At 62.6% G+C, this 23,942-nt stretch carries 19 protein-coding genes and 1 tRNA gene (1 of these 20 cut by a window edge); 4 read left to right on the forward strand and 16 right to left on the reverse strand.

Annotated features, from left to right (window positions below):
• Positions 1 to 22: 22 nt before the first annotated feature.
• Both OO730_RS11120 and OO730_RS11125 read right to left on the reverse strand, forming a co-directional pair.
• Positions 23 to 98: transfer RNA gene (locus OO730_RS11120), tRNA-Ile, on the reverse strand.
• A gap of 371 nt (positions 99 to 469) precedes the next feature.
• Positions 470 to 1,897, reverse strand: a complete 1,428-nt coding sequence (locus tag OO730_RS11125; RefSeq protein ID WP_264981539.1) for an MATE family efflux transporter — start codon at positions 1,895 to 1,897, stop codon at positions 470 to 472.
• On the opposite strand from OO730_RS11125, the gene OO730_RS11130 reads away from it, so the two are divergent.
• Both OO730_RS11130 and OO730_RS11135 read left to right on the forward strand, forming a co-directional pair.
• On the forward strand, positions 1,896 to 2,726 hold the full coding sequence (locus OO730_RS11130; protein WP_264981540.1) for a helix-turn-helix domain-containing protein: 831 nt from the start codon (positions 1,896 to 1,898) through the stop codon (positions 2,724 to 2,726). The two genes, OO730_RS11125 and OO730_RS11130, sit on opposite strands and share 2 nt — an antisense overlap.
• Before the next feature lie 70 nt (positions 2,727 to 2,796).
• Positions 2,797 to 3,705 (forward strand): DMT family transporter, encoded by a 909-nt coding sequence (locus OO730_RS11135; RefSeq protein WP_264981541.1) that lies wholly within the window; start codon positions 2,797 to 2,799, stop codon positions 3,703 to 3,705.
• 123 nt (positions 3,706 to 3,828) lie between these two features.
• On the opposite strand, the gene OO730_RS11140 is transcribed toward OO730_RS11135, so the two are convergent.
• Both OO730_RS11140 and OO730_RS11145 read right to left on the reverse strand, forming a co-directional pair.
• The gene (locus tag OO730_RS11140) at positions 3,829 to 4,893 is read right to left on the reverse strand and encodes a phosphotransacetylase family protein (protein WP_264981542.1); all 1,065 of its coding nucleotides are present in this window, start codon (positions 4,891 to 4,893) and stop codon (positions 3,829 to 3,831) included.
• Between the two features lie 86 nt (positions 4,894 to 4,979).
• Positions 4,980 to 7,082: an acetate--CoA ligase family protein gene (locus OO730_RS11145; protein ID WP_264981543.1), complete on the reverse strand. Its 2,103-nt coding sequence runs from the start codon at positions 7,080 to 7,082 to the stop codon at positions 4,980 to 4,982.
• A gap of 16 nt (positions 7,083 to 7,098) precedes the next feature.
• Between OO730_RS11145 and rnc the strand changes: the two genes are divergently transcribed.
• A complete protein-coding gene (rnc, locus tag OO730_RS11150) occupies positions 7,099 to 7,782 on the forward strand; it encodes a ribonuclease III (RefSeq protein ID WP_264981544.1) in 684 nt (227 codons plus the stop codon).
• A 102-nt stretch (positions 7,783 to 7,884) separates the two neighbouring features.
• Here rnc and OO730_RS11155 read toward each other — a convergent pair whose 3' ends face one another.
• The 12 genes from OO730_RS11155 to dnaE form a co-directional block, all read right to left on the reverse strand.
• Entirely contained in the window at positions 7,885 to 8,814 is a 930-nt protein-coding gene (locus tag OO730_RS11155; protein ID WP_264981545.1) for a flagellin, read from the reverse strand.
• Between the two features lie 1,243 nt (positions 8,815 to 10,057).
• Complete coding sequence (locus tag OO730_RS11160) at positions 10,058 to 11,734, reverse strand: flagellar hook protein FlgE (protein ID WP_264981546.1); 1,677 nt, start codon at positions 11,732 to 11,734, stop codon at positions 10,058 to 10,060.
• Between the two features lie 57 nt (positions 11,735 to 11,791).
• Positions 11,792 to 12,529, reverse strand: a complete 738-nt coding sequence (locus OO730_RS11165; protein WP_264981547.1) for a flagellar hook assembly protein FlgD — start codon at positions 12,527 to 12,529, stop codon at positions 11,792 to 11,794.
• 12 nt (positions 12,530 to 12,541) lie between these two features.
• The gene (locus OO730_RS11170; protein WP_264981548.1) at positions 12,542 to 14,260 is read right to left on the reverse strand and encodes a flagellar hook-length control protein FliK; all 1,719 of its coding nucleotides are present in this window, start codon (positions 14,258 to 14,260) and stop codon (positions 12,542 to 12,544) included.
• Positions 14,261 to 14,469: 209 nt separating this feature from the next.
• Positions 14,470 to 15,876, reverse strand: a complete 1,407-nt coding sequence (locus tag OO730_RS11175) for a glycosyltransferase family 9 protein (protein WP_264981549.1) — start codon at positions 15,874 to 15,876, stop codon at positions 14,470 to 14,472.
• Position 15,877: 1 nt separating this feature from the next.
• Positions 15,878 to 17,089 (reverse strand): CgeB family protein, encoded by a 1,212-nt coding sequence (locus OO730_RS11180; protein WP_264981550.1) that lies wholly within the window; start codon positions 17,087 to 17,089, stop codon positions 15,878 to 15,880.
• A gap of 50 nt (positions 17,090 to 17,139) precedes the next feature.
• Positions 17,140 to 18,543 (reverse strand): sensor domain-containing diguanylate cyclase, encoded by a 1,404-nt coding sequence (locus tag OO730_RS11185; RefSeq protein ID WP_264981551.1) that lies wholly within the window; start codon positions 18,541 to 18,543, stop codon positions 17,140 to 17,142.
• A 39-nt stretch (positions 18,544 to 18,582) separates the two neighbouring features.
• Positions 18,583 to 19,047 carry a D-aminoacyl-tRNA deacylase gene (gene dtd / locus OO730_RS11190; RefSeq protein WP_264981552.1) on the reverse strand — a complete coding sequence of 155 codons (465 nt, stop codon included), beginning with the start codon at positions 19,045 to 19,047 and terminating at the stop codon, positions 18,583 to 18,585.
• Between the two features lie 3 nt (positions 19,048 to 19,050).
• On the reverse strand, positions 19,051 to 19,299 hold the full coding sequence (locus OO730_RS11195) for a hypothetical protein (RefSeq protein WP_264981553.1): 249 nt from the start codon (positions 19,297 to 19,299) through the stop codon (positions 19,051 to 19,053).
• Positions 19,300 to 19,680 carry a 6-carboxytetrahydropterin synthase QueD gene (gene queD / locus OO730_RS11200; protein WP_264981554.1) on the reverse strand — a complete coding sequence of 127 codons (381 nt, stop codon included), beginning with the start codon at positions 19,678 to 19,680 and terminating at the stop codon, positions 19,300 to 19,302.
• A 53-nt stretch (positions 19,681 to 19,733) separates the two neighbouring features.
• Complete coding sequence (locus OO730_RS11205) at positions 19,734 to 20,096, reverse strand: nucleotide pyrophosphohydrolase (protein ID WP_264981555.1); 363 nt, start codon at positions 20,094 to 20,096, stop codon at positions 19,734 to 19,736.
• A gap of 82 nt (positions 20,097 to 20,178) precedes the next feature.
• On the reverse strand, positions 20,179 to 23,724 hold the full coding sequence (gene dnaE, locus OO730_RS11210; protein ID WP_264981556.1) for a DNA polymerase III subunit alpha: 3,546 nt from the start codon (positions 23,722 to 23,724) through the stop codon (positions 20,179 to 20,181).
• 118 nt (positions 23,725 to 23,842) lie between these two features.
• Between dnaE and OO730_RS11215 the strand changes: the two genes are divergently transcribed.
• Positions 23,843 to 23,942 carry the beginning of an SLC13 family permease gene (locus OO730_RS11215; protein ID WP_264981557.1) on the forward strand. It continues 1,151 nt past the right edge of the window, so only the first 100 of its 1,251 coding nucleotides appear in the window; it begins with the start codon at positions 23,843 to 23,845; the stop codon falls past the right edge of the window.

Genomic DNA, 23,942 nt, shown 5'->3' on the forward strand with positions numbered 1-23,942 from the left:
GGCTCTCCCGGCAGGGGGGCGATGGTGGGCCAGCCAGGATTCGAACCTGGGACCGACCGGTTATGAGCCGGTGGCTCTGCCAACTGAGCTACTGGCCCTCTCCGTGAGTTGGACACCTTAGCCGTAAGCGGTCTTGGTGTCAATAGCGGCTTGGGATAGCGGGCCATCTGCGAATTTTCCGAGCACGCGGCTGTCCTCGCGTACAGGGAGTACGCTGCGGGAGCCGCGCACTCGGAAAATCCACATCTGACCCACTCTACCAAGCCTCACGGTGTGCGGTGGGTGGCGCGGGGCCGCTTCGCTTCCGCGCTGGGGGAGCACGAAGAGCGGTGGGAGGCGCGGGGCCGCTTCGCTTCCGCGCTGGGGGAGCACGAAGAGCGGTGGGAGGCGCGGGGCCGCTTCGCTTCCGCGCTGGGGGAGCGCGAAGAGGGGGAGGCGCGGGGTCGCTTCGCTTCCGCGCTGAGGGGGGTTATTCCTGGAGGGCCTTGAGGGTTTTTCGGGTGAACCAGAGGGCTATGGCGGCGGAGGTCCAGACGATGAAGAGGATGGAGAGCCAGAGGGAGAGGGTGCCGTAGCCGAGGTATTTGGTGAACAGGGTGAACAGGAGGTAGGGGGCGGCGACCTGGCGGGAGAGGCCGAGCCAGATGGCGAACTGGGGGCGCTTCATGCCCTGGAGGGTGGAGGTGGGCACGAAGATCAGGACGTAGCCGTACAGGGTGAAGGCGTCGATGCGCAGGTATTCGGCGCCGATGGCGATGACCGCCGGGTCCGGGGTGAACAGGCGCATCAGGGGCTCGGCGAACAGGAAGATGGGCACGGACAGGGGCAGGAGCATGGCCGCGCCGTACAGGAGGTTCTTCCTCATGGCCTCGCGGATGCGGTCGATCCTGTTCGCGCCGAAGTTCTGGGCCGTGATGGTCAGGGCTGCGGTGCCCAGGCCGATGGTGGGCAGGAGCACGATCTGGTCGATGCGGGTGGCGATGCCGTATGCCGCCGACGCCTCGGGGCCGAACCGGGACACGAACCGGAAGATGACGAAGAAGCCCAGCGCGATGGTCATGGAGTTGAGCGCCGCCGGGAAGCCCTGCCGGGCGATGTCCGTGTAGATGGTCGGGCGGGGGATGAGGTTGCGCCCGGCGTCGGTCTTGATCAGGCCGGTGGCCCGCGCCCTGGCCAGGAGGTAGAGCGCGCCAAGGAACTGCAGGATGATCGTGGCCCAGGCCACGCCCTGCAGGCCCATGGCCGGGAGGCCGAATCCGCCGTAAATGAACCATGGGTCCAGGACCACGTTGAGCGTGGCCGTAAAAATGAGCACGTTGCGCATGCTCTTGGTGTCGCCCAGGGATTGGAGCACGGCGTTGAACAGGAACAGGGCTACCGTCACCGCGTTGCAGGCGAAGATGGGGTTCATGTAGCTCAGGCAGGTGTCCAGGTAGGGACCCTCGGCCCCGAGCCAGCCGAAGATGACCGGGGAGTATGTCAGGCCGAACCAGGCCAGGAGCGCGGAGATGACCATGCCGAAGCTGAGCATCTGCACGGCGATGAGCGAGGCCTGGTCGCGGTCACGGGCTCCGAGGGCCGCGCCCATCAGGGCCGTGGAGCCGGTGCCGATGCCTGCGGCCATGGCCGTGATGATGAAATAGACCGGCAGGGACAGGGCCAGCGAGGCCGCAGCCTCGGTGTCGATGCGGGCCGCCCACAAGGTGTCCACCACGTTGAACATGGTGTTGAAGAAGAAGCCGGTCGATGCCGGAACGGCGATCTGGCGGATGACCTCCGGTATGGGCCGCGTGGTGAGATCGGTCTTGTCTGCCATGCCCGAAAGGTAGCAGAAATGAGAGGTCAAGCCGAGGCAATTGTTGACCCCGTGCCCGTTCGTTCCTATGACTCGTCCCATGGGCAAGACACCGGCCAACACTGACGTGCGCTTTTGGCGCGACCCGGACCTGCCGGGCGTGGAGGTGCGCTATTCCTCGTACAACGAGGAGGCGTTCCGAGACCATGCGCATGCCGCCTACTCCATCGGGTTCCTGGAGTCGGGCCGGACCGTCTTCCAGTTGGAAGGCGAGCCGCACGCCGCCGTTGGCGGGCAGATGGTCTTCATCGGGCCGCACATGGTCCACGCCTGCAACCCGGATTCCGATTCGGACATGGCCTACCGCATGTTCTACGTGGACCCGCACTGGCTGTCCTCGGTGGCGACGGAGGTCTTCGGGCATCCCGTGGACGCGGTTTCCTTTCCCCGCCCCGTGGCCGACGACCCGGAGCTGGCGGCGCTCTGGCGCACCCTGCACGAGGCCATCATGGACGGCGCGGACCGGTTGGAAAAGGAGTCGCTGCTGGTACAGGGGCTGGCCGACGTCATCGCCCGGCATGCGGAAATGGGCGGCCCCGGGGAACCGGCGGGAAACGAGGCGGCGGTGCGCAAGGTCAAGGATCACCTGGCCGCCAACCTGACCGGCCGGGTCAGCCTGGACGAGCTGTCCGCAGTGGCCCACCTGTCCCGCTACCACCTGCTCAGGGTCTTCCAGGGGGCCGTCGGCCTGCCGCCCCACGCCTACCAGAACCAGCTGCGGGTGGACCTGGGGAAAAAGCTGCTGGCCGGGGGCATGGCCATAAGTCAGGCCGCAGTGGAGGCCGGGTTCGGCGATCAGAGCCACTTCTCCCGCATCTTCAAGAAGTACACGGGCGCGACCCCCAAGCAGTATCGGGACGCCTCGGCGTAATCCGCAATTTCGTACAATATAAACAAATCCGTGTTCCATAGTGTCTCCTGAAACAGATCAGGAGAAAATCATGGAAGAGAACGTTTCCGCAGCAGGAAATCCTGCCCGGCGATATGCTGAATTCGTGGCCCCCCTCTGCCTTGCCGGGGCGGTGTTCCTTTGGGGCACCTCGTTCATGGCGACCAAATCGGCTCTTGCGGGATTTGCGCCCATGACGGCGATGTGGCTGCGCATGGCCTTGGCCTCGCTGGTCGTGCTGTGCGTCCGCAAGCGGATTCCCGCGCCCCGGTACAAACAGGGAGACTGGAAGGTGCTGGGCTTCCTGTGCCTGATGCAGCCGTGTCTCTATTTCCTGTTCGAAGGGTATGCGGTGAGCCTGACCACCTCGAGCCAGGCCGGGATGCTCTCGGCGCTGGTGCCGCTGCTGGTGGCCGTGGGGGCGTGGGTGGTGCTCAAGGAGCCCATGTCCATAATGGGCATCGTGGGCCTGGTCACTTCCATCGGCGGGGTGGTCTGGCTGTCCCTGGGCGGCGCGCCGGACGAGTCGGCACCGAACCCCGCCCTGGGAAACCTGCTTGAGGTGGCCGCCTTGACCTGCGCGGCCATCTACATGGTGGTCATGAAACGGTTGAGCGTGCGCTATTCCACGTGGTGGCTGACCGGCATGCAGTGCGTGGCCGGGGCAATATTTTTCCTGCCCGGCGTGTTCCTGGGCGGTTCCATGCCCCTGGCGGACATTCCCGTCGCCGCCTGGCTGGGTGTCGGGTATCTGGGCCTGTTCGTCACCCTGGGCGCGTTCGGGCTGTACAACATGGCCATGACGTTCATGCCAGCGGGCAAGGCGGCCATGGCCATCAACCTGGTTTCGCCGGTGGCGCTCATCGCGGGTTGGCTCCTGCTCGGGGAGTCCATGACCCCCATGCAGCTGATCGCCTGCAGCGTGATCGGCTTCGGTGTCTGGCTGGGGAGAAGGGGCTAACCCTGCTTGATCCGCGCCCGGGTCGCGCCGGTGCCGCCGTGAACCATCAATCTCGGTTTCATTGCCAGCCTCGCAAAAAAAAGGGCCCCGCTCGGGACCCTGTATGTGAATTGATGAAACGGACTACTTGAGCCCGAGTTCCTTTTTCAGGAATTCGAAGTCGATGTTGTCGGACACCAGCTCGGCGCCCTGCTTGATCTTGATGGCGTCGCGCAGTTTGTGGCGGGACAGGATGTCGTCCATCTTCTTGGCCACGGTGAAGGTGTCTTCGCGGACCATGATGATGGGCGTTTCCAGGACCTCGGAGCGGGTCAGGATGATGTCGTTGGGGTAGAGGTTGCCGGTCAGGATCAGGCAGGGGCAGTCGCCTTCCAGCGCCACCAGCTGCACGTCGGACCGGTCGCCGCCCACGATGATGGCGGAGTTCTTCTTCTTGCGGAAGTGGGTCATGAAGTTCTCGACCTGCATGGTGCCGATGAGGAAGGTCTCGACCACCCGTTCGGCCTTGCCGTGGGCGGAGATGATCTTGCCGCCCAGCCGGTCGGCCAGGTCGCCCACCTTGATGGCGCCCATGAGCGGGTCGCGCGGGATCACGCCCAGAATCTTGACGCCCTTGGCCTCCAGGGCCGGGCCCAGGAGCTGGTCGATCTCGTCCATGAAATTGGGCGGCACGTCGTTCAGGATGACCCCGACCATCAGGTCGCCCAGAATCTCCTTCATGACCATGAGGTAGTCGTATTTGAGCTCTTTCTGGAAGCGGTCGATGATGATGGTCTTGGTGCCGAGCTTCTTGATCACGGAGATGGCGTCGGTGTCGCAGTACTTGCCCGAGTACATGGAGCCCGAGCCGGCCACCAGGGTCACGTCCTTGCCTTCGGACACGGTCGCGTAGCCTTCGGCGATCTTGTCCAGCAGGCCCGTCATCTTGCCGGTGAAAGCCTTGACCTTGAAATCCTGGGTGACCACCACGGGGGTGACCATTTCAGGATCGGCCTGGACCCCGAGCACGTCCTGCACGAATGCGGCGTCCTCGTCTCCGAGCTTGCCGTCGATCTCCATGGGCATGGCGCCCACCGGCTTCATGTAGCCGACGTTGAAACCGTCCTTCTGCAGGCGTAGTCCCAGGCCCATGACGATCATGTTCTTGCCCGAGTATCCCGTTGTCGATCCGATGTAGAGACCTGCCATGCCGTGTTTCCTCCTGAGTCTGAATGGGGCGCACGCCCATTCTTCATTCCTATAATAGACCGCCTGAAAAGTACAAGCGCCAAATTTTATCCGACAGTCAGCCGGATGTCGGTAACCATTGCTTCCTCGCTGTCCACCAGCACCGGGTCGAGGACCATCTCCCGGATTTCCGGAAAGTCCGTGGCCATCTGCGACATGGACAGCAGGATGTCCTCGATGGCCGCCAGGTTGACCGGCTCCTCGCCGCGCACCCCGCGCAGGAGCGGGAAGCTCTTTATCTCGCGGACGATGTCCTGCACGTCCTGCAGGGTCAGCGGGGCCAGCCGGTAGCTGATGTCGCCCAGCACCTCTGCGGAGGGCCCCGCCAGGGAGAACGAGACCAGCGGGCCGAACTGCGGGTCCTGGGTGAACCGGACCACCACGGCGCGCGCCTTGACCGGGCCCATGGTCTGGACCAGGCAGCCCGTAATGTAGGCGTCGGGCCGTTTGCGCTGGGCGCGGCTGGTGATGTCGAGCCAGGCGTCGCGCACATCGCGCGGGGTCGCCAGGTTCAGGGCCACGCCGTCCACGTCGGAACGACTGGAAATATGGGGGGACACGATCTTGAGCGCCACCGGGTAGCCGAGTTTCTTGGCGGCGCGCACGGCCTGGTCGCTGGTCCGGACCAGCCGGATTTCCGGCACGGGCAGTTCATAGGCCGTGGCGATCTCCATGGCCTCGTTGAAGGGCAGCTCGGAAAGCCCGAGTCTCTTGGCGCGCTTGATGGCCCGCGAGGCCCGGCCCTGGTCGCGGCGGAAACAGACTTCCACCGGATAGGGGCGGTTTTTCCACCTGTGGTGGGCGAGCATGGCGGAGATGGCCCGGATGGCGGGCTCGGGGTAGCCGTAGCAGGGGATGCCCGCATCGAGCAGCATGTCGCGGCCCGGTCCGATGCGGGAGTCGCCCATGAAACTGGCGAACACGGGCTTGTCGCAGTCGGCGGCAATGTCGATGACGGCCTGGGCGGTCTCCTTGATCTGGGCGGACGCCGTGGGCGTGAGCAGGACCAGGATGGCGTTGCTCATCTCGTCCTTGGCCACGGCCTCGAGGGTGACCCGGTAGCGGTCCGCATCGGCGTCGCCGATGATGTCGATGGGGTTGTAGATGGCCGCGAACGGCGGCAGGGCCTTGCTCAGGACTTCCAGGGTCTCCATGGTCGGCCGGGCAAGGTGGAGGTCGGCATCTTCGCAGGCGTCCGCAGCCAGGATGCCGGGACCGCCGGAGTTGGTGACCACCGTCAGGTTGGGCCCGGTGGGCAGGGGCTGCTCGGCAAAGGCGCGGGCCAGGTCGAAAAGGGATTCCAGGGATTCCACCTGGATGATGCCCGCCTGCTTGAAGGCGGCGGTGGAGGCCACCACGCTGCCTGCCATGGAGCCGGTGTGGCTGGACGTGGCCCGTGCGCCGGACGGGGTGGTGCCCGCCTTGATCATGATGACCGGTTTCTTCTCGGTCACGGCCCGGGCCTTGGACAGGAACTTCTGGCCGTCGTCCACTGACTCCAGGTAGCCGATGATGACCTTGGTCTCCGGGTCGTTGCCGAGGGATTCCAAGACGTCCGCTTCGGATACGCCCGCCTTGTTGCCCAGGCTGACGAACTTGGAAAAGCCGATGCCTTCTCCGTCGGCCCAGTCCAGGATGGCGGAGCAGAGAGCGCCGGACTGGGAGAAAAATGCGATGGACCCCCTGGAGGGCTTTGCCTGGGCGATGGTGGCGTTCAGGCCGATGGCCGTGTTGACCAGCCCCAGGGAATTGGGGCCGAGCAGGGTGACGTTCCTGCGCCGGGCAAGGTCCGCCATCTCCATTTCCAGCTCGAAGCCGTCGCGCCCGGTCTCGCGGAAGCCTGCGGTGATGACGCAGATGGCGCTGACGTGGGCGTCGGCCAGCTCTTCCATGGCGGTGAGCACCTGCTCGCGGGGCAGGACGATGATGCCGAGGTCCGGCGGATGGGGCAGCTCCCTGACGGACGGGCTGGCGGCCAGGCCGAGGATTTCTCCCCCTGCGGGATTGACGGGCATTAATTTCCCCCTGTACCCTGCCGAGACCAAATTGGAGAGAATGACGTTGCCCAGCTTGTGACCACTGCGGGAGGCGCCCACGACAGCGATGGATTCCGGGTTGAATAGCGAGCGCAGGTTGACGTCTGATAACATAAAAAAGGGGGGTTGAATGGATTCCGCTGAACTACAGATTTCTATCCACCATCGGTTTGGGCAAGTCAAGTTCCTGGAGACCGCGCTCACCCATTCTTCGTTCGCCAACGAACAGGACGGGTTTGACGACAACGAGCGTTTGGAGTTCCTCGGGGACGCCGTGCTTGAGTTGTGCATCTCGGAAGAGGGATTCCGCCGGTTTCCTTCTGCCGCAGAAGGGCAGCTCACGCGCATCCGTTCCCAGCTGGTCAAGGAGCGGTCCCTGGCCGCCATTGCCCGGTCGCTGAAGCTGGATCGATACATCCGGCTGGGGCGCGGCGAAGAGCTGCAGGGCGGAAGGGAACGGGATGCGCTCCTGGCGGACGCCTTCGAAGCGGTCATGGGGGCCGTGTTCCTGGACGGCGGGTTCGAGGCAGCCAAGGGGTCCATCCTGGCCATCTTCGAGGACCTCTGGCCGCTGGAGACCATGCTGCCCGAGGCCAAGGACTACAAGAGCCGGCTGCAGGAAGTGGCCCAGGAGCGGTTCCGGGACAGGCCGATCTATGTCCTGGCCGGGACGAGCGGGCCGGAGCACGAGAAGATATTCAAGGTGGACGTGACCCTGCCCGAGGGCGAGGTCTTCCGCGGCACCAGCACCAGCGTGAAGCGGGCGGAACAGGAATCCGCCAAGATCGCGCTGGACTACCTCTGCGACGAATAAGACTCAGGAACAACAACCCGAAAACGACCGGAAATCGGGCCCCGTGGAATACTCCACGGGGCCGGCTTCCGATCGTCTTCAGTCGCGGGGCGTGTCTTACGACTAGCCGCCGATGAGCTGCATGGCCATTCTCGGCAGGGAGTTGGCCTGGGCGAGCATGGCGACAGCGGACTGGGTGAGAATCTGGTTGCGGACGAATTCCGTCATTTCCTGCGCCACGTCGACGTCGGAGATGCGGGATTCCGCAGACTGCAGGTTCTCGGCCTGGATTTCCAGGTTGGTGATGGTGTTTTCCAGCCGGTTCTGCATGGAACCGAGGTTGGCGCGGATCTTGTCCTTGGAGATGATGGCCTGGTTGATGGCGTCCATCGCCGCCTGGGCCAGGGCCTGGGTGGAGACCGACTGACCGGCGTGCTGGATTTCCCAGGTGGCGCCGTTGGCGTTCACCGCCGAGGCGTGTCCGAGGCCGAGAGCGGAGGCGCTCGAACCCTGGATGGCAACATAGTAGTAGTCTTCCGACGAGTCGTTGCTGGTGCCGAAGTGGATCTTCAGCGGGCCGGTGGACTGCAGGCCGGTGCCGTCGTGGTCCACGGACGGGTCGCCGGACAGGTTGCCGTTCAAAAGATAAATACCGTTGAAGTCAGTGGCGTTGGCGATACGGGTGATTTCCGAACACATGGCCTGGTACTCGGAGTCGATGATCAGGCGCTGATCGGAGTTGTAGGTACCCGTGGAAGCCTGCATGGCCAGCTCTTTCAGTCGAATGAGCTTTTCGTCGACCACCTGCAGGGCGCCGTCGGCCGTCTGAATCAGCGAGATCGCGTCGGACGCGTTTCGGATGCCCTGATGCAGGGAGCTGATTTCCGAACGCATGAGTTCGCGAATCGCCAGGCCGGCCGCATCGTCGGCAGCCGTGCCGACTCGCAGACCGGATGACAAACGCCGGGTGGAAACGCCGAGCCGTCCATAATGCTCGGACAGATTCCTCTGGGCGTTCATCGCCATGAGGTTGTGGTTAATGACTAAAGACATCAGAACCCTCCTTGTTCGATTCTCAAATCCATTTGCGACATGTACAGCATCATGCATGCCAACTTCATTTTATTAAGTTATATTAAGAATATAAGTATCTAAAGAAACTCTAGAAAGGACATTTTTTCCGCCCCTAAAAGGGCCTGCAAGCGTTATCTGTCAAGGGTTTGTCGTGGATAGAGAAGATTTTGCTTCGAGCAGCAGCCTGAAGAGGGCGGCCTTGCGGTATTTATGAGAGATGAAGAGAGAAGAGTTAAAGGCATTTCGCCTTTGGCGAGTCCTTCGCGGACTGCGGTTGCTTTTTGGCAGCCCCAAAAAGGAACCAAAAAGCGCTGTTACGAACTTGGCCGCCCGAGTTTGGCGGCAAGAATCTGATCCGTGATGGGACGGCTCCCATCCGGGGTGGGCGATACACTGTGCCTCTCCGTGAGATTCAACCGCCAATGGGGTATGTGCTGGCAACGGCTAAGGAGCCGCCGCCCCCTCGCGGTCGGTTTCTAAGCCTCCGGAACAGGGCTGGCATAGGTCTTCGGGTGGAAGGGGAGTGTGTACGAATTTTAGTCCAGTTGGCTTATGGGTTTTCTGTCGGGAAGCATGTTGTATAGAATGAACCATAATTAAATGATGCTCGCAGGAGCGACCATGGCTATGAATAACCAACTGACACCGATTAATTACATTGAGCATATCCTTAAACCAAACAAGGCCTAGAAGCTGACCAAACAGCGAAAGCGGCTTTTTCGGATCGCGTCGTAGCGCAGCGAAGACATGGCGATCCGGGAGCGGGCTGTTCGGATCAGATTCTCAGCCGGTTTGGAGGCGGATAAGCGAAGCAAAGAAGAGCGACTTTTGCTTACTTTTGGTCGCTCCGGCCCAAAAGTAAGTCGCCGTAAAGGCGAAACACACAGCAAGAATGAAGGGCTTTGTATGTCGCGGAGCGCGCGGAAGTCTCCCTGCCTCATGTGGGTCTTTCCTCCTCCTCCCGCGTCCGGCTTTCAGAAAACCTGGAGGTGCCTTTCTTTTCCAAAAAATCAACTGGCCGCCCCGTCAGAGCGGTCTTCCTTGCTTTTTCAGGCTCGCTGCTCGAAGCGCCACAATCCACAGCTGCACAACCGATGCAGCCCCGCCGTCTTTTCAGACAGCGGGGCTGCGAGGTCTTCATTTCCCCCCTGGGGGTCAGTCAGGGGGGTGGTTGGAGAAGGAGTCTATAGTATGGGTTACTTAAGACCTCTTTTTATATGACTTAACGCTTCATGGCGATGACTTCGCCGAGCATCGAGTCCGTGGTTGTGATGACCTTGGTGTTGGCCTGGAAGCCGCGCTGGGTGGTGATCATGCGCACGAATTCCGTTGCCATGTCCACGTTGGACATCTCCAGGGAGTTGCCGTCTATGGTGCCCTTGCCCGAGGAGCCTGCCTGGCCGGTCAGTGCCGGTCCGGATTCCAGGGTCTCGGAGAAGAGGTTGCCGCCTTCACGGCGCAGGCCGTGCTTGTTGGTGAAGGTCGCCAGGGTGACGGCGTACAGCTCCAGCACCTGGCCATTGGAGTAATGGCCGCTGAGCACGCCTTCACGGGAAACGGATACGTTCTGCAGGATGCCTGCGGCATAGCCGTCCTGGGACTGGAACAGGGTGGAGGAACCGCCGGTGTCATAGCTCTGGGTCGCCAGGGCGCTGACCGCCGGGTCCTTGAAGTTGGCAAGGTAGCCGGTGTTGTTGATGGCGTTGCCGACCATGGCCGCATTGGTGGGCAGGGTGCCCAGACCACCGGCCCAGCCGATGCTCACGGCACCGCCGCCGTTGCTGGACAGGTCCTTGTTCCTGATGCCGAAGTCGATCTGGATCGGCGTGGCGTTGGTGGACTCTGCCGTGCTGGCGTTGGATTTGCCCAGGAAGTTGGCGGTGCAGACCGGGTAGCCGCCGGTCGAGAAGTCCGCCAGATCCCAGTTGTTCAGGTCCTTGATGTTGGTGCCGCCGTTACTCTTGAGCGTGTAGGCGGACATGCCGGACAGTTGGCCCGTGGTGAAGGTCAGGGTGCCCATCATGAGCAGGCCCGCCGCAGAGGTGCGGCCTTCGCCGATGCGGGTCGTGTTGCCGTCCTGACCATCCAGGACGCGACGGTCGGCATTGGGCTCGCAGGTGACCATGTATTCCCAGACCGTGTCGCCGCCCGCATTGGACAGGGTGACCTGGTCGAAATAGACGGTCAGGTTGTGCGCCGTGCCGATGTCGTCGTAGACCTTCAGGGTGGTGGAGTACCCGTACAGGGTCGATGCCAGGGGCGTGTCTGCGGACCCGTCCCAGTTGTTGAACATGGCGAAGTATGGATTGGTCGTGCTGGTGGAGCTGTCCTCGGAAGACGGGTCCAGGTTGGTGACGATGGTCACGCTGGTTGTCGGGTTGGGCTCGGACTGGAAATTCTCCATGCGGATGTCCGTGGGCACGCCGATGATGCGGGCCGAGTTCGTTTCGCTTGCGGTTTCCGAACTGGTGGTGGTCACCGAGGTGCCGCTGCGCTCGATCTCCCATCCCTGGAGGATGTATCCGTGCGGGTCGACCAGATAACCGTCCGAGTCGAACCGGAAGTTGCCCGCCCGGGAATAGTATTTGTTGTCTTCCCCTCTGGGCGAGACCACGAAGAATCCGTCGCCGGAAATGGCCAGGTCCGTGGCTTCGGTAGAGGACTCGAAGGCCCCCTGCCCGTAGTCGGAAAAGATGGTGGACACCCGCACACCGCGTCCCACCTGACCGATGCCGTTGACCGTGGCGAAATCGGCGCTCATCAGGTCTTCGAAGTGCATTCGTGCACCCTTGAAGCCCGTGGTGTTGACGTTGGCGAGGTTGTTGCCGATAACCGTCATCCTTTCGGAATGGACGGTCAGGCCCGAGATGCCTGAAAACAACGATGCTCCTAAACTCATTGTAACCTCCTAAACTCTTCTCCAGAGATCTGCGGTTTGACCCGCAGTGAAATTCCTTTAACTCTGCTCTTCCTCGGCGCTTTCTTCGGGGTCCACGACAGCTGCGCTGCCCGGATCCACGATTTCCTTGACATTGAGGAAGTTCAGGTACCGGCCGTCCTTGAGGCGCAGGTACTGGGTGCCGCTGTCGTTGACCACGGCGTCCACGACGCCCGAGATTTCGGTCTGGACCATGACGTAGCCGCCTTCCGTGTCCTCGCCGAGGATGCCGACGCCGTACTGGCCGTCCGGCAACAATTGTCCGGCGTCATTCTTGCCGTCCCATTCGTACTGGTAGGAACCGGCTTCCTTGCTGCCGAGCTCCACGGTGCGGACGATGGCGCCTTCCGAATCGTAAATGTTCATCATGATGCCGGAGACCGTTTCGCCGAATCCGTAGTAGATGGTGGACGCGTTGCCCTCGTTGAGAGCGATCTTGTAGCCCTCGGCCTTGACTTCCTTGCCGATGAAGCTGACGGCGGAGAGCATGTCGGTCTGCTGCATGGAAGTGGCCAGGGTGGCGATCCCGTCGTTGATGCTGGTGAGCTGCTCGAGGCTCGAGAATTCGGCCAGCTGGGATGTCATCTCAGTGTCTTCCATGGGATTGAGGGGGTCCTGGTGGGTAAGCTGGGCCACCAGAATGGTCAGGAACGCGTCCTGGTCCAGCGACGTTTCGTGTTCCGTCGGTGAGTTGGAAGCTGCGAGCCGGGATTCCTGTTGTCCCAGCAGCACGCCTGTGGTGTCTGTGTAACCCATGATAGACCTCGCTTAAGCAATGATGTGTAACCCGTGATCGGCATGTATTGCCTGGTCACGGAGCTGTTGCAGGTCCTGAGCCAGAACGCCGCCTTTTCCCTCGCGCATCTGCTTCATGTGGTTGCGCATGGCGATCATGGCTTCCCGTTCACGAGCCAGGTTGTGCTCGTTTTCACCGAACCAATCCTGGTAGTCCTGGTTCCCGGTCAGGCCGGTCTGGACCTCCAGCTTGTCAACTTTCAGCCCGTGCGATTCTAAAGAACTCTTAAGAATATCAATATTGTCGGCAATGATCTTGGCCGCGTCCGCGTTCTCCGCGCGGATGGTGGCCCCCACTTCCTTGCCGCTGACCTGAAGCACGATGGAGAGCTTGCCCAGGTTCTCGGGAGTGAGCTGCAGGGTGAGCTGCTTGGTTCCGTTGTTCAGGGTCTTGAATATGGCGTTGTCCACCTGTTTCATGACCTTGGGGGCGGAAACTTTTTCCCAGGCCTTGGCCTTGGAATCCATTTCTGCGGCGTTGGTTTTGGTCAGGGCGTTCAGGGTGGAGCTTTCGGTCTGCGCCTGTGCCTGGGTCTGTGCCGTGCCCTGCTCCTTGCCGGTGGATCCGCTGTCGTCGCGCATCTTGCCGAAAAGGTTGTCCCAGTTTTCTTCGGAATCGTCTTCCTGCTTGTCCGTGGCGGTCTTGGGATCGGCCTCGGGCTTGATCTCCACCTTGTTGGCCATGGATTCCGTGGCGGTCTTGCGGGTCGAGGCTTCGGGCATGGCGTCCTTGCGGACCTTGACGGCCTCGGCCAGCTCTTCCTTGGCCTCGGTCTCGATCTGTTCATCGGACACGCGGGGCTTCAGGTCCACGGCCTCGGTGATCTGCCGGGCTGCGGTGGTGGCCTTGGACTCGTCGCCCATGGCCCTGGCAAAGACCTTGCCCACGGCGCGGGCGAGTTCCTGGTCCTTCTTGTCCATGTCGGCCATTTCCTGGCGGATCAGGGTGAAGGCCTCTTTCATGTCCTTGGGCAGGGCGTTGTTGCCCAGCATTTCCTTGATCTTGGCGGTAAATTCCTTGGAAAAGGCCAGGGCGGCGGCGAAGGCTTCGATCTCCGTCTTTTCGAGCAGCAGGGACTTGTCCTGCGGCATGGAGTCGACCTTGGTCTGGAGTTCCTTCATGACCTTTGAGAAGTTGCCCTTCTCAAGCTGCGCGATGAGCTTGTCGGATTCCTTTTCAGTGAAGCCGAACTTGGAGAAGAAGGACTTCAGCTCCACCTTCTGATCGTCGGTCATCTCGGCGGTGCGCGTGGCGGCCATCTTCTGGGCGATGGCGGCGGCCATCTGGCCCCAGGTCATGCCCTTTTCCGACTTGACCTTGTCCTCGAGCCTGGCGATCTCCTCGTCGGACATGCCATATCCCTTGAGATCGTCCTTGAGCTCCTCGAAATCGTCCTCGGTGACGCGGGCTTCGTTGTCCCGGATGTCCTTTTCCTTGTTGTCCTTCACGGGGACCTTGGTCCCGGCGGCGTTGACGGGCTCTTCCCGCGTTTCCGCGTGGGGAACGGCGTCGAGCATTTTTTCGTTGTGGGAGACGGGAGCGAGGGCGAGTTCGTTCTCGACCATGTCGGCGTGTTCATTGAACAGGTCGGCGAACAGCTCCTGCTGGTCGCGCTTCTTGGCGGGCGCAATCTTGACCGCCGCGATCTGTTCTTCGGCTTTTTCAAGGGCAATGCCGGGAATATTCTGCATGGTTTTCTCCTTCGGCACTCTTTCAATCAAAAGCTGTGCCAAAGTGAAAATCCTGCAAATACAAGGGCAAGCATCCGCATGGGGTAGGCAGAATTGACCGTGTCCGGGTGATTGCTCACGGCGGAAACGGAGCGTGGGAGGGGGAATTGTGCCGGGCGAGGAGCGGAACAGGGGAAGGGCGGCCGGGGTGTTCCGGCCACGGGGTAGGCCTACTGCTGGCAGGCCATCAGCCGTTCCATGAGACCGAGGGCGTGGGTCCAGGCCGGTCGGGAGTAATCATGGTTTTGCAGATACATCTGGGCGTAGCCGGTCAACGGTCGGGCAATGGGGGGGCTGTCGGCCCAGAAGGACTCGTCGAGCAGCGCGCCGGACTTGAGCCCGTGTTTGAACTGGCGGCCCATCTCCGGCAGGTGGGCGAGCAGGTCTTCGGAGACCCGGCCCGCTTGAGCGGCCAGATCGGTCCAGGCCGCCCTGGGCCGGGTGTCGTCCCAGAGGCCGAACAGGTGGCCGAAGTATGTCTGCCAGAACCGGGCGGCGAGCCGTTCCGTGTCCGGCGGCTTCCGGTCGAGCCGTTTCAGGTGATAGAGGCCGAGTCCGGACTTTCCGGTCCCGAACAGGGCCAGGCCGGGCAGGTCGAGGCCCGCGAGCCTGTCGGGGGTGTTGTCCTGCATCATCCGGTGGGCCAGGGCGGCCACGCGGCCCGGCTTGAACGGGTCGTGGCAGTGGAGCCGGTCGCGGGTGCAGGTCCAGCATCCCTTGGCGCAGTCCATGTCCGCCCGCAGCACGAAGTGGCCGGGATTGAGCGGGCCGGTCTCCCACGGGTTGACGTTGCCCATGGACAGGTTGAGGCATTTCAGCCCGGTCCAGGCGGCCAGGTGCATGGGGCCGGTGTCGGGGGTGATGAACAGCCCCATGGTCTGGCCCACGGCCCCGAATTCGTCCAGGCCGAGGGTGCCGCACAGGTTGAGGACCGGTCCCTTGGCCAGCCGGGCGACTTCCGCGCCCAGGTCCTTTTCCGCCGGGCCGCCGAAGAGCACCGGGCGCAGGTTGCGGCCGTGCAGCTCGTCGGACAGGGATGCCCAGAATCGGGCGTCCGGCCGTTTGGCCTCGTCGCTGGCCCCGAGGAAGAGGCCGATCTTGTTGGAGTCGGGCAGGGTGCGCGGGTGGGCGAACACGGTCGCCTTCATGTCCGGGAAGGGGGCGGCGTCCAGCCCGTTGAGCTCGGCCCAGTGAAATCGGTTGTACAGGTTGTTCCTGACCAGGGAGGTCCGGTAGAGCTGCCAGTCTCCGTGCACGAACCGGGTGCCGTTTTCGGCCTGCACCGGCCCGACCCTGTGTTCGGCCTTGACCTCGCCCGCGAGCAGGGCCGCCTTTTCCTGGATGGACAGGTTGATGACCAGCTCGTAGCCGTGCTGCTTGAGATGGCGTGCGCCGTCATAGGGGAAATAGGTCGCTTCCGGCGATATCTTCATCAGCGGCAGGTAGAAGGACTTCTCCGCGGCCACGAACAGCGGGTGGCCGGGATAGCGCCGGGCCAGCCAGAGCATGAGCGGGTACGTCAGGATGAGGTCCCCCATCCGCTGCATCTGTAATATGAGTATGGGCTTTTTGCTCATCTTACTCGAAGGTCCGGCGCATGGTCTCCATGAGCGAAGTCATGCGGTGGTCGTAGGTGTGCTCGGCCAGGACGCGGTTGCGGGCGGCTTCTGCGATGCGGCGTCGTTCTTCCGGGGCGTTCAGGTAGCGGTCCACCAGGGCCGGGATCTGGTCCGGGTGGGTGTAGCAGACGATCTCGGTCTCCGGCTCGAACAGCTCCTCCATCTGGCGGCGGTGGTCGGTGAGCAGGAACGCGCCCGCGCACGGCACGTCGAACACGCGTTGGTTGACCGCGCCCTTCATCTGCTGGCTGGTGCAGTTGAAGTTGATGTCCGACAGGGGATAGAAGTCCGGCAGGTCGCTGTAATAGGAGAGCTCCGGGTGGTAGCGCCAGCCCGTGCGGTCCTTGAGCAGTTCCATCCAGCCGGGGTCGCCCACGATGAGCGGGTTGAAATCCAGGATGCGCAGCACGCAGTCCAGCCGGTAGAGCATGGTCGCCTGCCAGGTGATGAAGGTGTCGAAGGCCAACTGCCGTCCGCGCGGCTGCAGGGCATCGTATTCGCTTGCCAGCTCGGGGAACTCCCGCCGCAGAAAGGCACCGGCCATGGGCTCGCCCGAGTCGCCGAAGGCCTTGGCCACCAGCATGCCCGCCTGGAGCAGACGCTGGGAAGGCCCGGCGGCCTCGATGCGCTTGATGGTCTTGGTGAGCATGGAGTTGCCCACGAAGGAGATGGGTGCGCGCCATGTTTCCACCGGCTGGCTCCGCTGGGGCGTGAACCGGGTCGGGTCGGCCCCCAGGGGCAGGTAGAAGACGTTGGCAAAGCCCATGTCCTTGAGGGAGGTCACGGTGTCCGAGTCCCAGGTGAACAGGGCGGTGGGCGCGTCGAAGAGGTTGGCGTACGCGCCCAGGATGAGATGCGGGTTGTCCACGAACCAGGAGGCCAGCGGCACCTTGTGCTGTTTGAGCAGGGAGGCCAGCACGCCCTCGTGGTCCACGCCAAGGTGGTTGACCGTGAGCACGAAATCCGGCTTGAACCCGGTCAGGGCGGTGGTCATGCGGTTCACGAAGTCGTCGAGGGTCATCTCCTTGGTTTCCAGGTTCATGACCTGATGGGGCACGTCGAGGCGAGCGCAGGCGGCCTCCAGTTCGCCGATGAGGAAATACTGGCTGGTCAGCAGCAGGATGCGCGGGGGCGTCCCCTGGAGGGATGGAGTGGCCTGGGATTTCTGCATTGCTCCCAACCTATCGGCAGGGAAAGGGTTTGTCTACAGGGTGTCCGGCATCAGCACCGGCCCTTGGCCAGATACAGGTTCTTGTCGGCCCGCATGGTGATGGACCCCAGGTCGTCGCCCTTTTCGTATTCGGCAAGGCCGTAGGAGAACGACACGGTCGGTTCATCGGGAGACTGGCACACGGCCTCAAGCATGCGTTTGGCCAGGGTCAGGGCATCGTCAAGCTCGCCGTCCATGAGGATGATGAATTCATCCCCGCCCCAGCGCGCCAGCAGGTCGGAGGGCCTGATGGTGTCGGCGATGGTGTCGGCCACCCTCTTCAGCACGGCGTCGCCCTGGATATGGCCGTGGGTGTCGTTGATTTCCTTGAACTTGTCGAGGTCGATGATGATGGTCGAGAAGGCGATGCCGTACCGGTCCGCCTTGTACGCGGCCTGGTCGAAGCGTTCTTCCAGGGCGCGCCGGTTGGCGGTGCCGGTGAGCGGATCGGTCTGGGCCATGTCCTCCAGCCGGGTCTGGAAGTGGTTGATCACGGCCACGCAGAGCAGGATGACCAGGGCGGACACGCCGCCGCCCACGGCCAGGGTGCGGATCAGGTTGCGCTTGGCGGATTTCAGGGCCACGGCCTCGTCCTGGTCCACGATGAGGAACCATTCCAGTTCAGGGATGTAGCGCGCGGACAGCAGGTGGTGCTGGCCGTCCCAGTCGTACTCGTGGGAGGTGACCTTGTCCCGCTCGCTCAGGATGGCCTCGGCCACGTCGCGGAGGCCTCCGGCCTTGGCTATGGAGAACCGCTTGATGCGCGATTTGTCCGGGTGCACCTGGACCAGCCCGTCCTGATCCACCAGGTAGATGGTCCGCGAATACTGCTTCTGGACTTTTTCGATCCGGGCCGCGACCTGGTCGACGTTGACCCCGGAGCCGGTCACGCCGAGAAGGCGGCCGTTTGCATCTTCCACGCGGCAGTTGACGAAGATGGACAGGGTGTCGTTGTCGCCCTCGCTCAGGTCCACGTTGAGGTCGTACTCCTTGCCCATGCGGGTGAAGGCGAAGAACCAGACGTCGCGCGGGTCCCTGGCCCCGATGGTCTTCAGGATGCCGTCCTGGTTGTAATACCTGTCGGAGTTAACGGACACGAAGAACGTGGTCAGGAAGTCGTATTTGTCTCTGATCCCGGCAAGGTAGCGCTTGATCATTCGGGTGTCGTTTTCCCCGGCGTGCACCCAGTCCTTGAGGAAGGCGTCGTTGGCCATGGACGTGGACACCATGATGGGGCGAATCAGAGCCCCCTGGATTTCGGAATAGATGTTCTTGCCCGTCAGGGGCAGGGAGGAGTGGAGCAGTTCTTCCCGGATGGTCCGGCGAGTGACTTCGTAGTTGATCAGGCTGGTGAACAGGAAGGTCGCGGCCAGGATCAGGGAGAGGGCGAGGATGAGTTTGGACTTGAGGGTCATGGGGCGACTCTATCGTAACCGGCTTGCCTGTTCAACGACTTACAGCTCGTCCGAATCGAGGATGATGGTCACGGGGCCCCAGTTGGTGAAGTCCAGGTGCATCTCGGCCCCGAATCTGCCGGTGGCCAGCTGTCCGGGGGCGCGCTTTCCGGCCTCCTCCACGAAGTGGTCGAACAGGGACTCGGCCACGTAGGGGTGGCAGGCGTCCGTGAAGGAAGGGCGGCGGCCCTTCTTGCAATCCGCGTAGAGCGTGAACTGGGAGATGAGCATCAGGTCGCCCTTGATGTCCATGAGCGACAGGTTGAGCTTGCCGTCGTCGTCCGGGAACACGCGCAGGTTGAAAATCTTGTCCAGCATCTTGCGCCACTTGGGCGAGTCCGCAAAGTCCGTGTCGTCGGTCTTGCCGAACCCGGCCAGGACCAGCAACCCGGTGGATATCTCACCCACGACCTTGTTGTTCACGGAAACCTTGGCGTCCGAGACGCGCTGGATGACGACGCGCATGGATCAGCTCCGCCAAATCTCGGTGACGGTCGGAGCCTGGCCGGTACGCTGTTCCTCCTGCGGCTGTTCCTGTCTGCAGCTGCGGGAGAGCGCCGAGAACAGGAAGAGGCAGACAAAGGCGATGAAGGCGATGCCGCCCAGGATGCGTTTGGGGTTGGTGCGCGAGTCCTTGGGGATGAGCATGCTCGTCATGATCTTCCCATAGGACATGCCGTTGATTTCGCCGCGTTTCTCTTCTTTTTTCTCAGCCATCTATTCTTCCCAGTAGGTGGCCTTGGACGAGTCCTTCTCGGACACGGACACTTCGGCCAGGCGTACGTTTTCGGGCATGTCGTCCGCCAGTTCCTGGTAGATGAACCGGGCCAGGTTCTCGGACGACGGGTTGATGTCGGTGAACGGCGGGACGTCGTTTAGATGTTTATGGTCCAGCTTTTCCAGCACCGCCTTGGTGCGCCGCTTGATCTCCTTGAAGTCCACCAGGTACTCGACCCTGTTGTCGAGCCTGTCGCCCTCGACCACCACCTCCACTCCGAAGTTGTGGCCGTGCATGTTCTCGCACTTGCCGCCGTAGTTGCGCAGCTGGTGCGAGGATGAAAAGTCCTGCGTGATGGTCAGCTTCCACTTTCCTGCCATGATACCTTCTCCCGGCTGCGGTCCGGTTTCCATCCGGGCAGCCCGACGACAGCCTATTCCTGTTCGTTCTTGTATTCGTGCGGGCGCTTGCCGTTGCCCTGAAATGCCTCGACCGGGTACTTGCGCTCGTTCAGGTCGCATTTTTCGTGGGCAGCCGCAACCAGATCGATGTCCATCTCGTCGGCGATGCGCGTCAGGTAGATGAGCACGTCGGCCAGTTCCTCGGCCACGGCCCGCTTCTTGTCGCCCGTGAGCTTCCAGCTCTCCTCGGTCGTGAGCCACATGAACAGCTCGTTGAGTTCGCCCACCTCGCCGGTCAGGGCCATGACCAGGTTCTTGGGCGACTGGTGTTTCTGCCAGTGGCGCTCTTCCACGAACCGGCGGTGGCGCTCGTCGAGTTCCTTGAGTGAGTCCATCCTGTGATCCTTTTCCATCATGGTCGATGGGCGTTCCGAGTATAAGTCCGTCCTGTTTCCGCACCCGTTCTCCCGCGAGGCGTCACTCCTGCTCGGCCCGGAAGCGCACGGCGTCGCCGTTCTGCCAGGCCTCCACGTCCTTCCAGAAGTCGCGGCCCGGGTAGACCTTCCAGCCGTTTCCGAGCTTGAGGTTGATGACCGATTCGCGGGTGATGATGCCCAGGTTGACGGTGGTGTTGCCGGGATAGCGCTGCAGGATCGCCTTGAGGGCGTTGAGGTGGTTGTCCTCGGCCCGTTTCTCGCCGATCCACAGGGACACGGGCTGGTCCGATCCCTGGACCGCGTCGGCCAGGAACAGGACCTTGTCGGCCAGGATCTTGGCGGACTTGGGCGCGTCCTCGGGGCCGGGCTGGTCGTCGCGCTGGTCGATCTTCCCCTGGATCATGAGCGGGCGGTCCGCGTCGAGCAGCTCGCGCGCCTCGGCGTAGACGTTGGGCAGCATGGTGACCTCGCCGGACGTTGTCAGGTCTTCGGCGGTGCAGAAGGCCATGGGGTCGCCCTTGCGGGTGATGAACTGCTTGTAGTCCGGGATGATCACGGCCACGCGCACCTCGGTGCCGTTGGGCATGGACTTGCAGTCGTCCAGGGTGGAGGTCCTGAGCCGCTGCATGTCCTGGCGGTAGGCGAGGAGCGGGTGGCCGGACAGGAAGAAGCCGAGGACCTCTTTCTCCAGGGCCAGCTTCTCGCGGTCCTCGAACTCCTCGCACAGGGAGCAGGTGGGCTGGGTGGACGCGTCGGGCTGTCCGCCGCCGCCGAGCATGTCCAGCATGTTGAGCATGCCGGAATCCTTTTCCTTGGCCTTTTTCTGGCCCAGGGCCACGGCCTTTTCCAGGTCTTGGAGCAGGGCCGCGCGGGAGCAGTTGAAGCAGTCCAGCGCGCCCGCCTTGATCAGGGATTCGAGCACGCGCTTGGTCACGCGCCGGAGATTGACGCGCTCGCAGAAGTCGAAAATGTTGGTGAACGGGCCGTTTTCCTTGCGCTCCGCCACGATCTCGTTGATGGCCTCTTCGCCCACGTTCTTGATGGCGGCCATGGCGAACAGGATGTCCCCGTCCTTCACCGAGAAGCGCGCCATGCCCGCGTTGATGTCCGGCTGCTTGACCGTGATCTCCATGTCCCGGCAGGCGTTGATGTACATGATGATCTTTTCGGTGTTGTTCATTTCCGAGCTCATGAGCGCGGCCATGAACTCCACCGGGAAGTGGGCCTTGAGGTAGGCGGTGTGGTAGGAGATGAGCGCGTATGCGGCGGAGTGGGACTTGTTGAAGCCGTATGCCGCGAACTTTTCCATGGTGTCGAAGATTTCGTTGGCGACCTTGTCCGGGATATCGTTTTCCCGCGACCCCTCCAGGAAGCGGGACCGTTGCTTGGCCATCTCCTCGGCGATCTTCTTTCCCATGGCGCGGCGCAGCAGATCGCCCTCGCCCAGCGAGTAGTTGCCGATGACCATGGCCGTGGCCATGACCTGTTCCTGGTAGACCATGACGCCGTAGGTGGGCTTGAGGGTCTCCTCCAGGGACGGGTGCGGGTAGGTGACCTCGATGTCCCCGTGCTTGCGCATGATGAACTCGTCCACCATGGACACGCCGTGGGAACCGATCATGCCCAGCGGGCCGGGCCGGTACAGGGCGAGCATGGCCACGATGTCCTCGAAGCAGTCCGGGCGGAGCATGCGCAGGTATTTGCGCATGCCCGAGGACTCCACCTGGAAGATGCCGTCGGTGTCGCCCTTGGCGAAGATGGCGAAGGTGTCCGGGTCGTCGAGGTGCAGGGTGTCCAGGTCGGGCGCTTCCTTGCCCTGTTCGCGGATGATGTCCAAACAGTCCTCGATGACCGTCATGGTGCGAAGACCCAGGAAGTCGAACTTGATCAGGCCGACCTTCTCGACCTTCTTCATGTCGAACTGGGTCACGATTTCACCCTTCTTCCCCTTGTAGAGAGGAAGGTACTCGGTCATGGGCTTGTCGGAGATGACCACGCCCGCCGCGTGGGTGGAGGCGTGTCGGCACAATCCCTCCAACCGGGTGGAAATGTCGATGAGCTTGGCCACCTTGGGGTCGGTGGCCACCATGTCGTCCAGCTCGGTCACGGCCTTGACCGCGTTGGGCACGGTGATCTTGGCCTTTTCCACGCCCAGCAGCTTGGCCATGACGCCGGGGTCTTCCGGGATGAGCTTGGCGATGCGGTCGGTCTCGCCGAAGGTCATGCCCAGGGCCCGGCCCACGTCCTTGATGACCGCCTTGGTCTTCATGGTGCCGAAGGTGGTGATCTGGGCCACGCGGTCGCTGCCGTACTTGTCGGCGCAGTACTTGACCACCTCCAACCGGCGGCGTTCGCAGAAGTCCACGTCGATATCAGGCATGGACACGCGCTCCACGTTGAGGAAGCGCTCGAACAGCAGGTCGTAGGGGAGCGGGTCGAGGTTGGTGATCTTGAGCGACCAGGCCACGATGGAACCGGCTGCCGAGCCACGGCCCGGGCCCACCGGGATGCGGTTGTCCTTGGCCCAGTTGATGAAGTCCTGGACGATGAGGAAGTAGGCAGGGAAGCCCATTTCCCTGATCACGCCCAGCTCGTAGTCGAGCCGGTCCCAATAGACCTTCTCGTCCACCGTGTAGGTGATCTTCTCCAAACGCCGCTTCAGCCCGGCGCGGCAGAGGCGTTCGAACTCCTCGTTCAGGTCGGACACGCCCTCGGACAGTTCGTATTCAGGGAAATAGTAGTTGCCCAGCTCGATCTCGAGGTTGCACTGCTCGGCGATCTTCTGGGTGTTGGCGATGGCCTCGGGCACGTGGGCGAAGGCCTGTTCCATCTCCTCGGGCGTCTTGAAGTACAGCTCCTGCGTCTCCATGCGGAACCGCTTTTCCGCGTCAACCGTGGTCTGGGTCTGGATGCAGAGCAGGGTGTCGTGGGCCTCGTAGTCCTCGGCGGTCAGGTAGTGGCAGTCGTTGGTGGCCACCAGGGGCAGCCCGGTCTTTTCGGCGCACTTGATGAGCAGTTCGTTGAGCCGCGTCTGCTTGCCGATGCCGTTGTCCTGAAGCTCCAGGTAGAACCGGCCCGGAAAGATGGATTCGTAGGTCCGGGCCATTTCGCAGCCTGCTTCCAGTCCCTCGTTCATGAGCTTGCGCGGCACCTCGCCGGCCAGGCAGGCGGACAGGGCGATGAGCCCCTCGGAGTATTTCTTGAGCAGGTTCTTGCAGACGCGCGGCTTGTAGTAGAAGCCGTCCAGGTAGCCGGAGGAAACGAGCTTGATCAGGTTCTTGTAGCCGCGCTGGTTCTTGGCCAGCAGCACCAGGTGGTAGCCGCCGCCGTGGTCCTTCTTGTGGTGGGCGTTCTCTTCGTCCACGTCGCCGGGGGCCACATAGACCTCGCAGCCGATGATGGGCTTGATGCCCATTTCCAGGGCCGCCATGTAGAAGGTCACGGCACCGTACATGGACCCGTGGTCCGTGATGGCCACGGCGGGCATGCCCAGGTCCTTGGCCCGGGAGAGCAGGTCCTTGATGCGGATCGCCCCGTCCAGCAGGCTGTATTCGGTATGGACGTGAAGATGAACGAATTCGGCCACTTAAATGATTCCTCCGTGTTGGTCGCAAATGATACCAGAGTGCGCGGCGGACTGCCACAACCAATTCCCGGGGTGGGCCGCCATTGACATTCTCCCGTGAAAACGGTCCATTGCCACCATGGAATCATTGGGAGACATCACGGCCTACCTGTGGCAGCGGCTGCCGCTCATCCTGCTCTTCGTGTGCGGGTATTTCGTGTACCAGCTGCTGGGGGCCG

The sequence above is a fragment of the Pseudodesulfovibrio portus genome (assembly GCF_026000375.1).
Classification (GTDB): Bacteria; Desulfobacterota; Desulfovibrionia; order Desulfovibrionales; family Desulfovibrionaceae; genus Pseudodesulfovibrio; species Pseudodesulfovibrio portus.

Excerpts from the sequence above, each read along its gene's own strand:
- OO730_RS11130 (WP_264981540.1), top strand. The coding sequence starts at position 1,896 with ATGGGCAAGACACCGGCCAACACTGACGTGCGCTTTTGGCGCGACCCG.
- OO730_RS11125 (WP_264981539.1), bottom strand. The coding sequence starts at position 1,897 with ATGGGACGAGTCATAGGAACGAACGGGCACGGGGTCAACAATTGCCTC.
- OO730_RS11135 (WP_264981541.1), top strand. The coding sequence starts at position 2,797 with ATGGAAGAGAACGTTTCCGCAGCAGGAAATCCTGCCCGGCGATATGCT.
- OO730_RS11140 (WP_264981542.1), bottom strand. The coding sequence starts at position 4,893 with ATGGCAGGTCTCTACATCGGATCGACAACGGGATACTCGGGCAAGAAC.
- OO730_RS11145 (WP_264981543.1), bottom strand. The coding sequence starts at position 7,082 with ATGTTATCAGACGTCAACCTGCGCTCGCTATTCAACCCGGAATCCATC.
- rnc (WP_264981544.1), top strand. The coding sequence starts at position 7,099 with ATGGATTCCGCTGAACTACAGATTTCTATCCACCATCGGTTTGGGCAA.
- OO730_RS11155 (WP_264981545.1), bottom strand. The coding sequence starts at position 8,814 with ATGTCTTTAGTCATTAACCACAACCTCATGGCGATGAACGCCCAGAGG.
- OO730_RS11160 (WP_264981546.1), bottom strand. The coding sequence starts at position 11,734 with ATGAGTTTAGGAGCATCGTTGTTTTCAGGCATCTCGGGCCTGACCGTC.
- OO730_RS11165 (WP_264981547.1), bottom strand. The coding sequence starts at position 12,529 with ATGGGTTACACAGACACCACAGGCGTGCTGCTGGGACAACAGGAATCC.
- OO730_RS11170 (WP_264981548.1), bottom strand. The coding sequence starts at position 14,260 with ATGCAGAATATTCCCGGCATTGCCCTTGAAAAAGCCGAAGAACAGATC.
- OO730_RS11175 (WP_264981549.1), bottom strand. The coding sequence starts at position 15,876 with ATGAGCAAAAAGCCCATACTCATATTACAGATGCAGCGGATGGGGGAC.
- OO730_RS11180 (WP_264981550.1), bottom strand. The coding sequence starts at position 17,089 with ATGCAGAAATCCCAGGCCACTCCATCCCTCCAGGGGACGCCCCCGCGC.
- OO730_RS11185 (WP_264981551.1), bottom strand. The coding sequence starts at position 18,543 with ATGACCCTCAAGTCCAAACTCATCCTCGCCCTCTCCCTGATCCTGGCC.
- dtd (WP_264981552.1), bottom strand. The coding sequence starts at position 19,047 with ATGCGCGTCGTCATCCAGCGCGTCTCGGACGCCAAGGTTTCCGTGAAC.
- OO730_RS11195 (WP_264981553.1), bottom strand. The coding sequence starts at position 19,299 with ATGGCTGAGAAAAAAGAAGAGAAACGCGGCGAAATCAACGGCATGTCC.
- queD (WP_264981554.1), bottom strand. The coding sequence starts at position 19,680 with ATGGCAGGAAAGTGGAAGCTGACCATCACGCAGGACTTTTCATCCTCG.
- OO730_RS11205 (WP_264981555.1), bottom strand. The coding sequence starts at position 20,096 with ATGGACTCACTCAAGGAACTCGACGAGCGCCACCGCCGGTTCGTGGAA.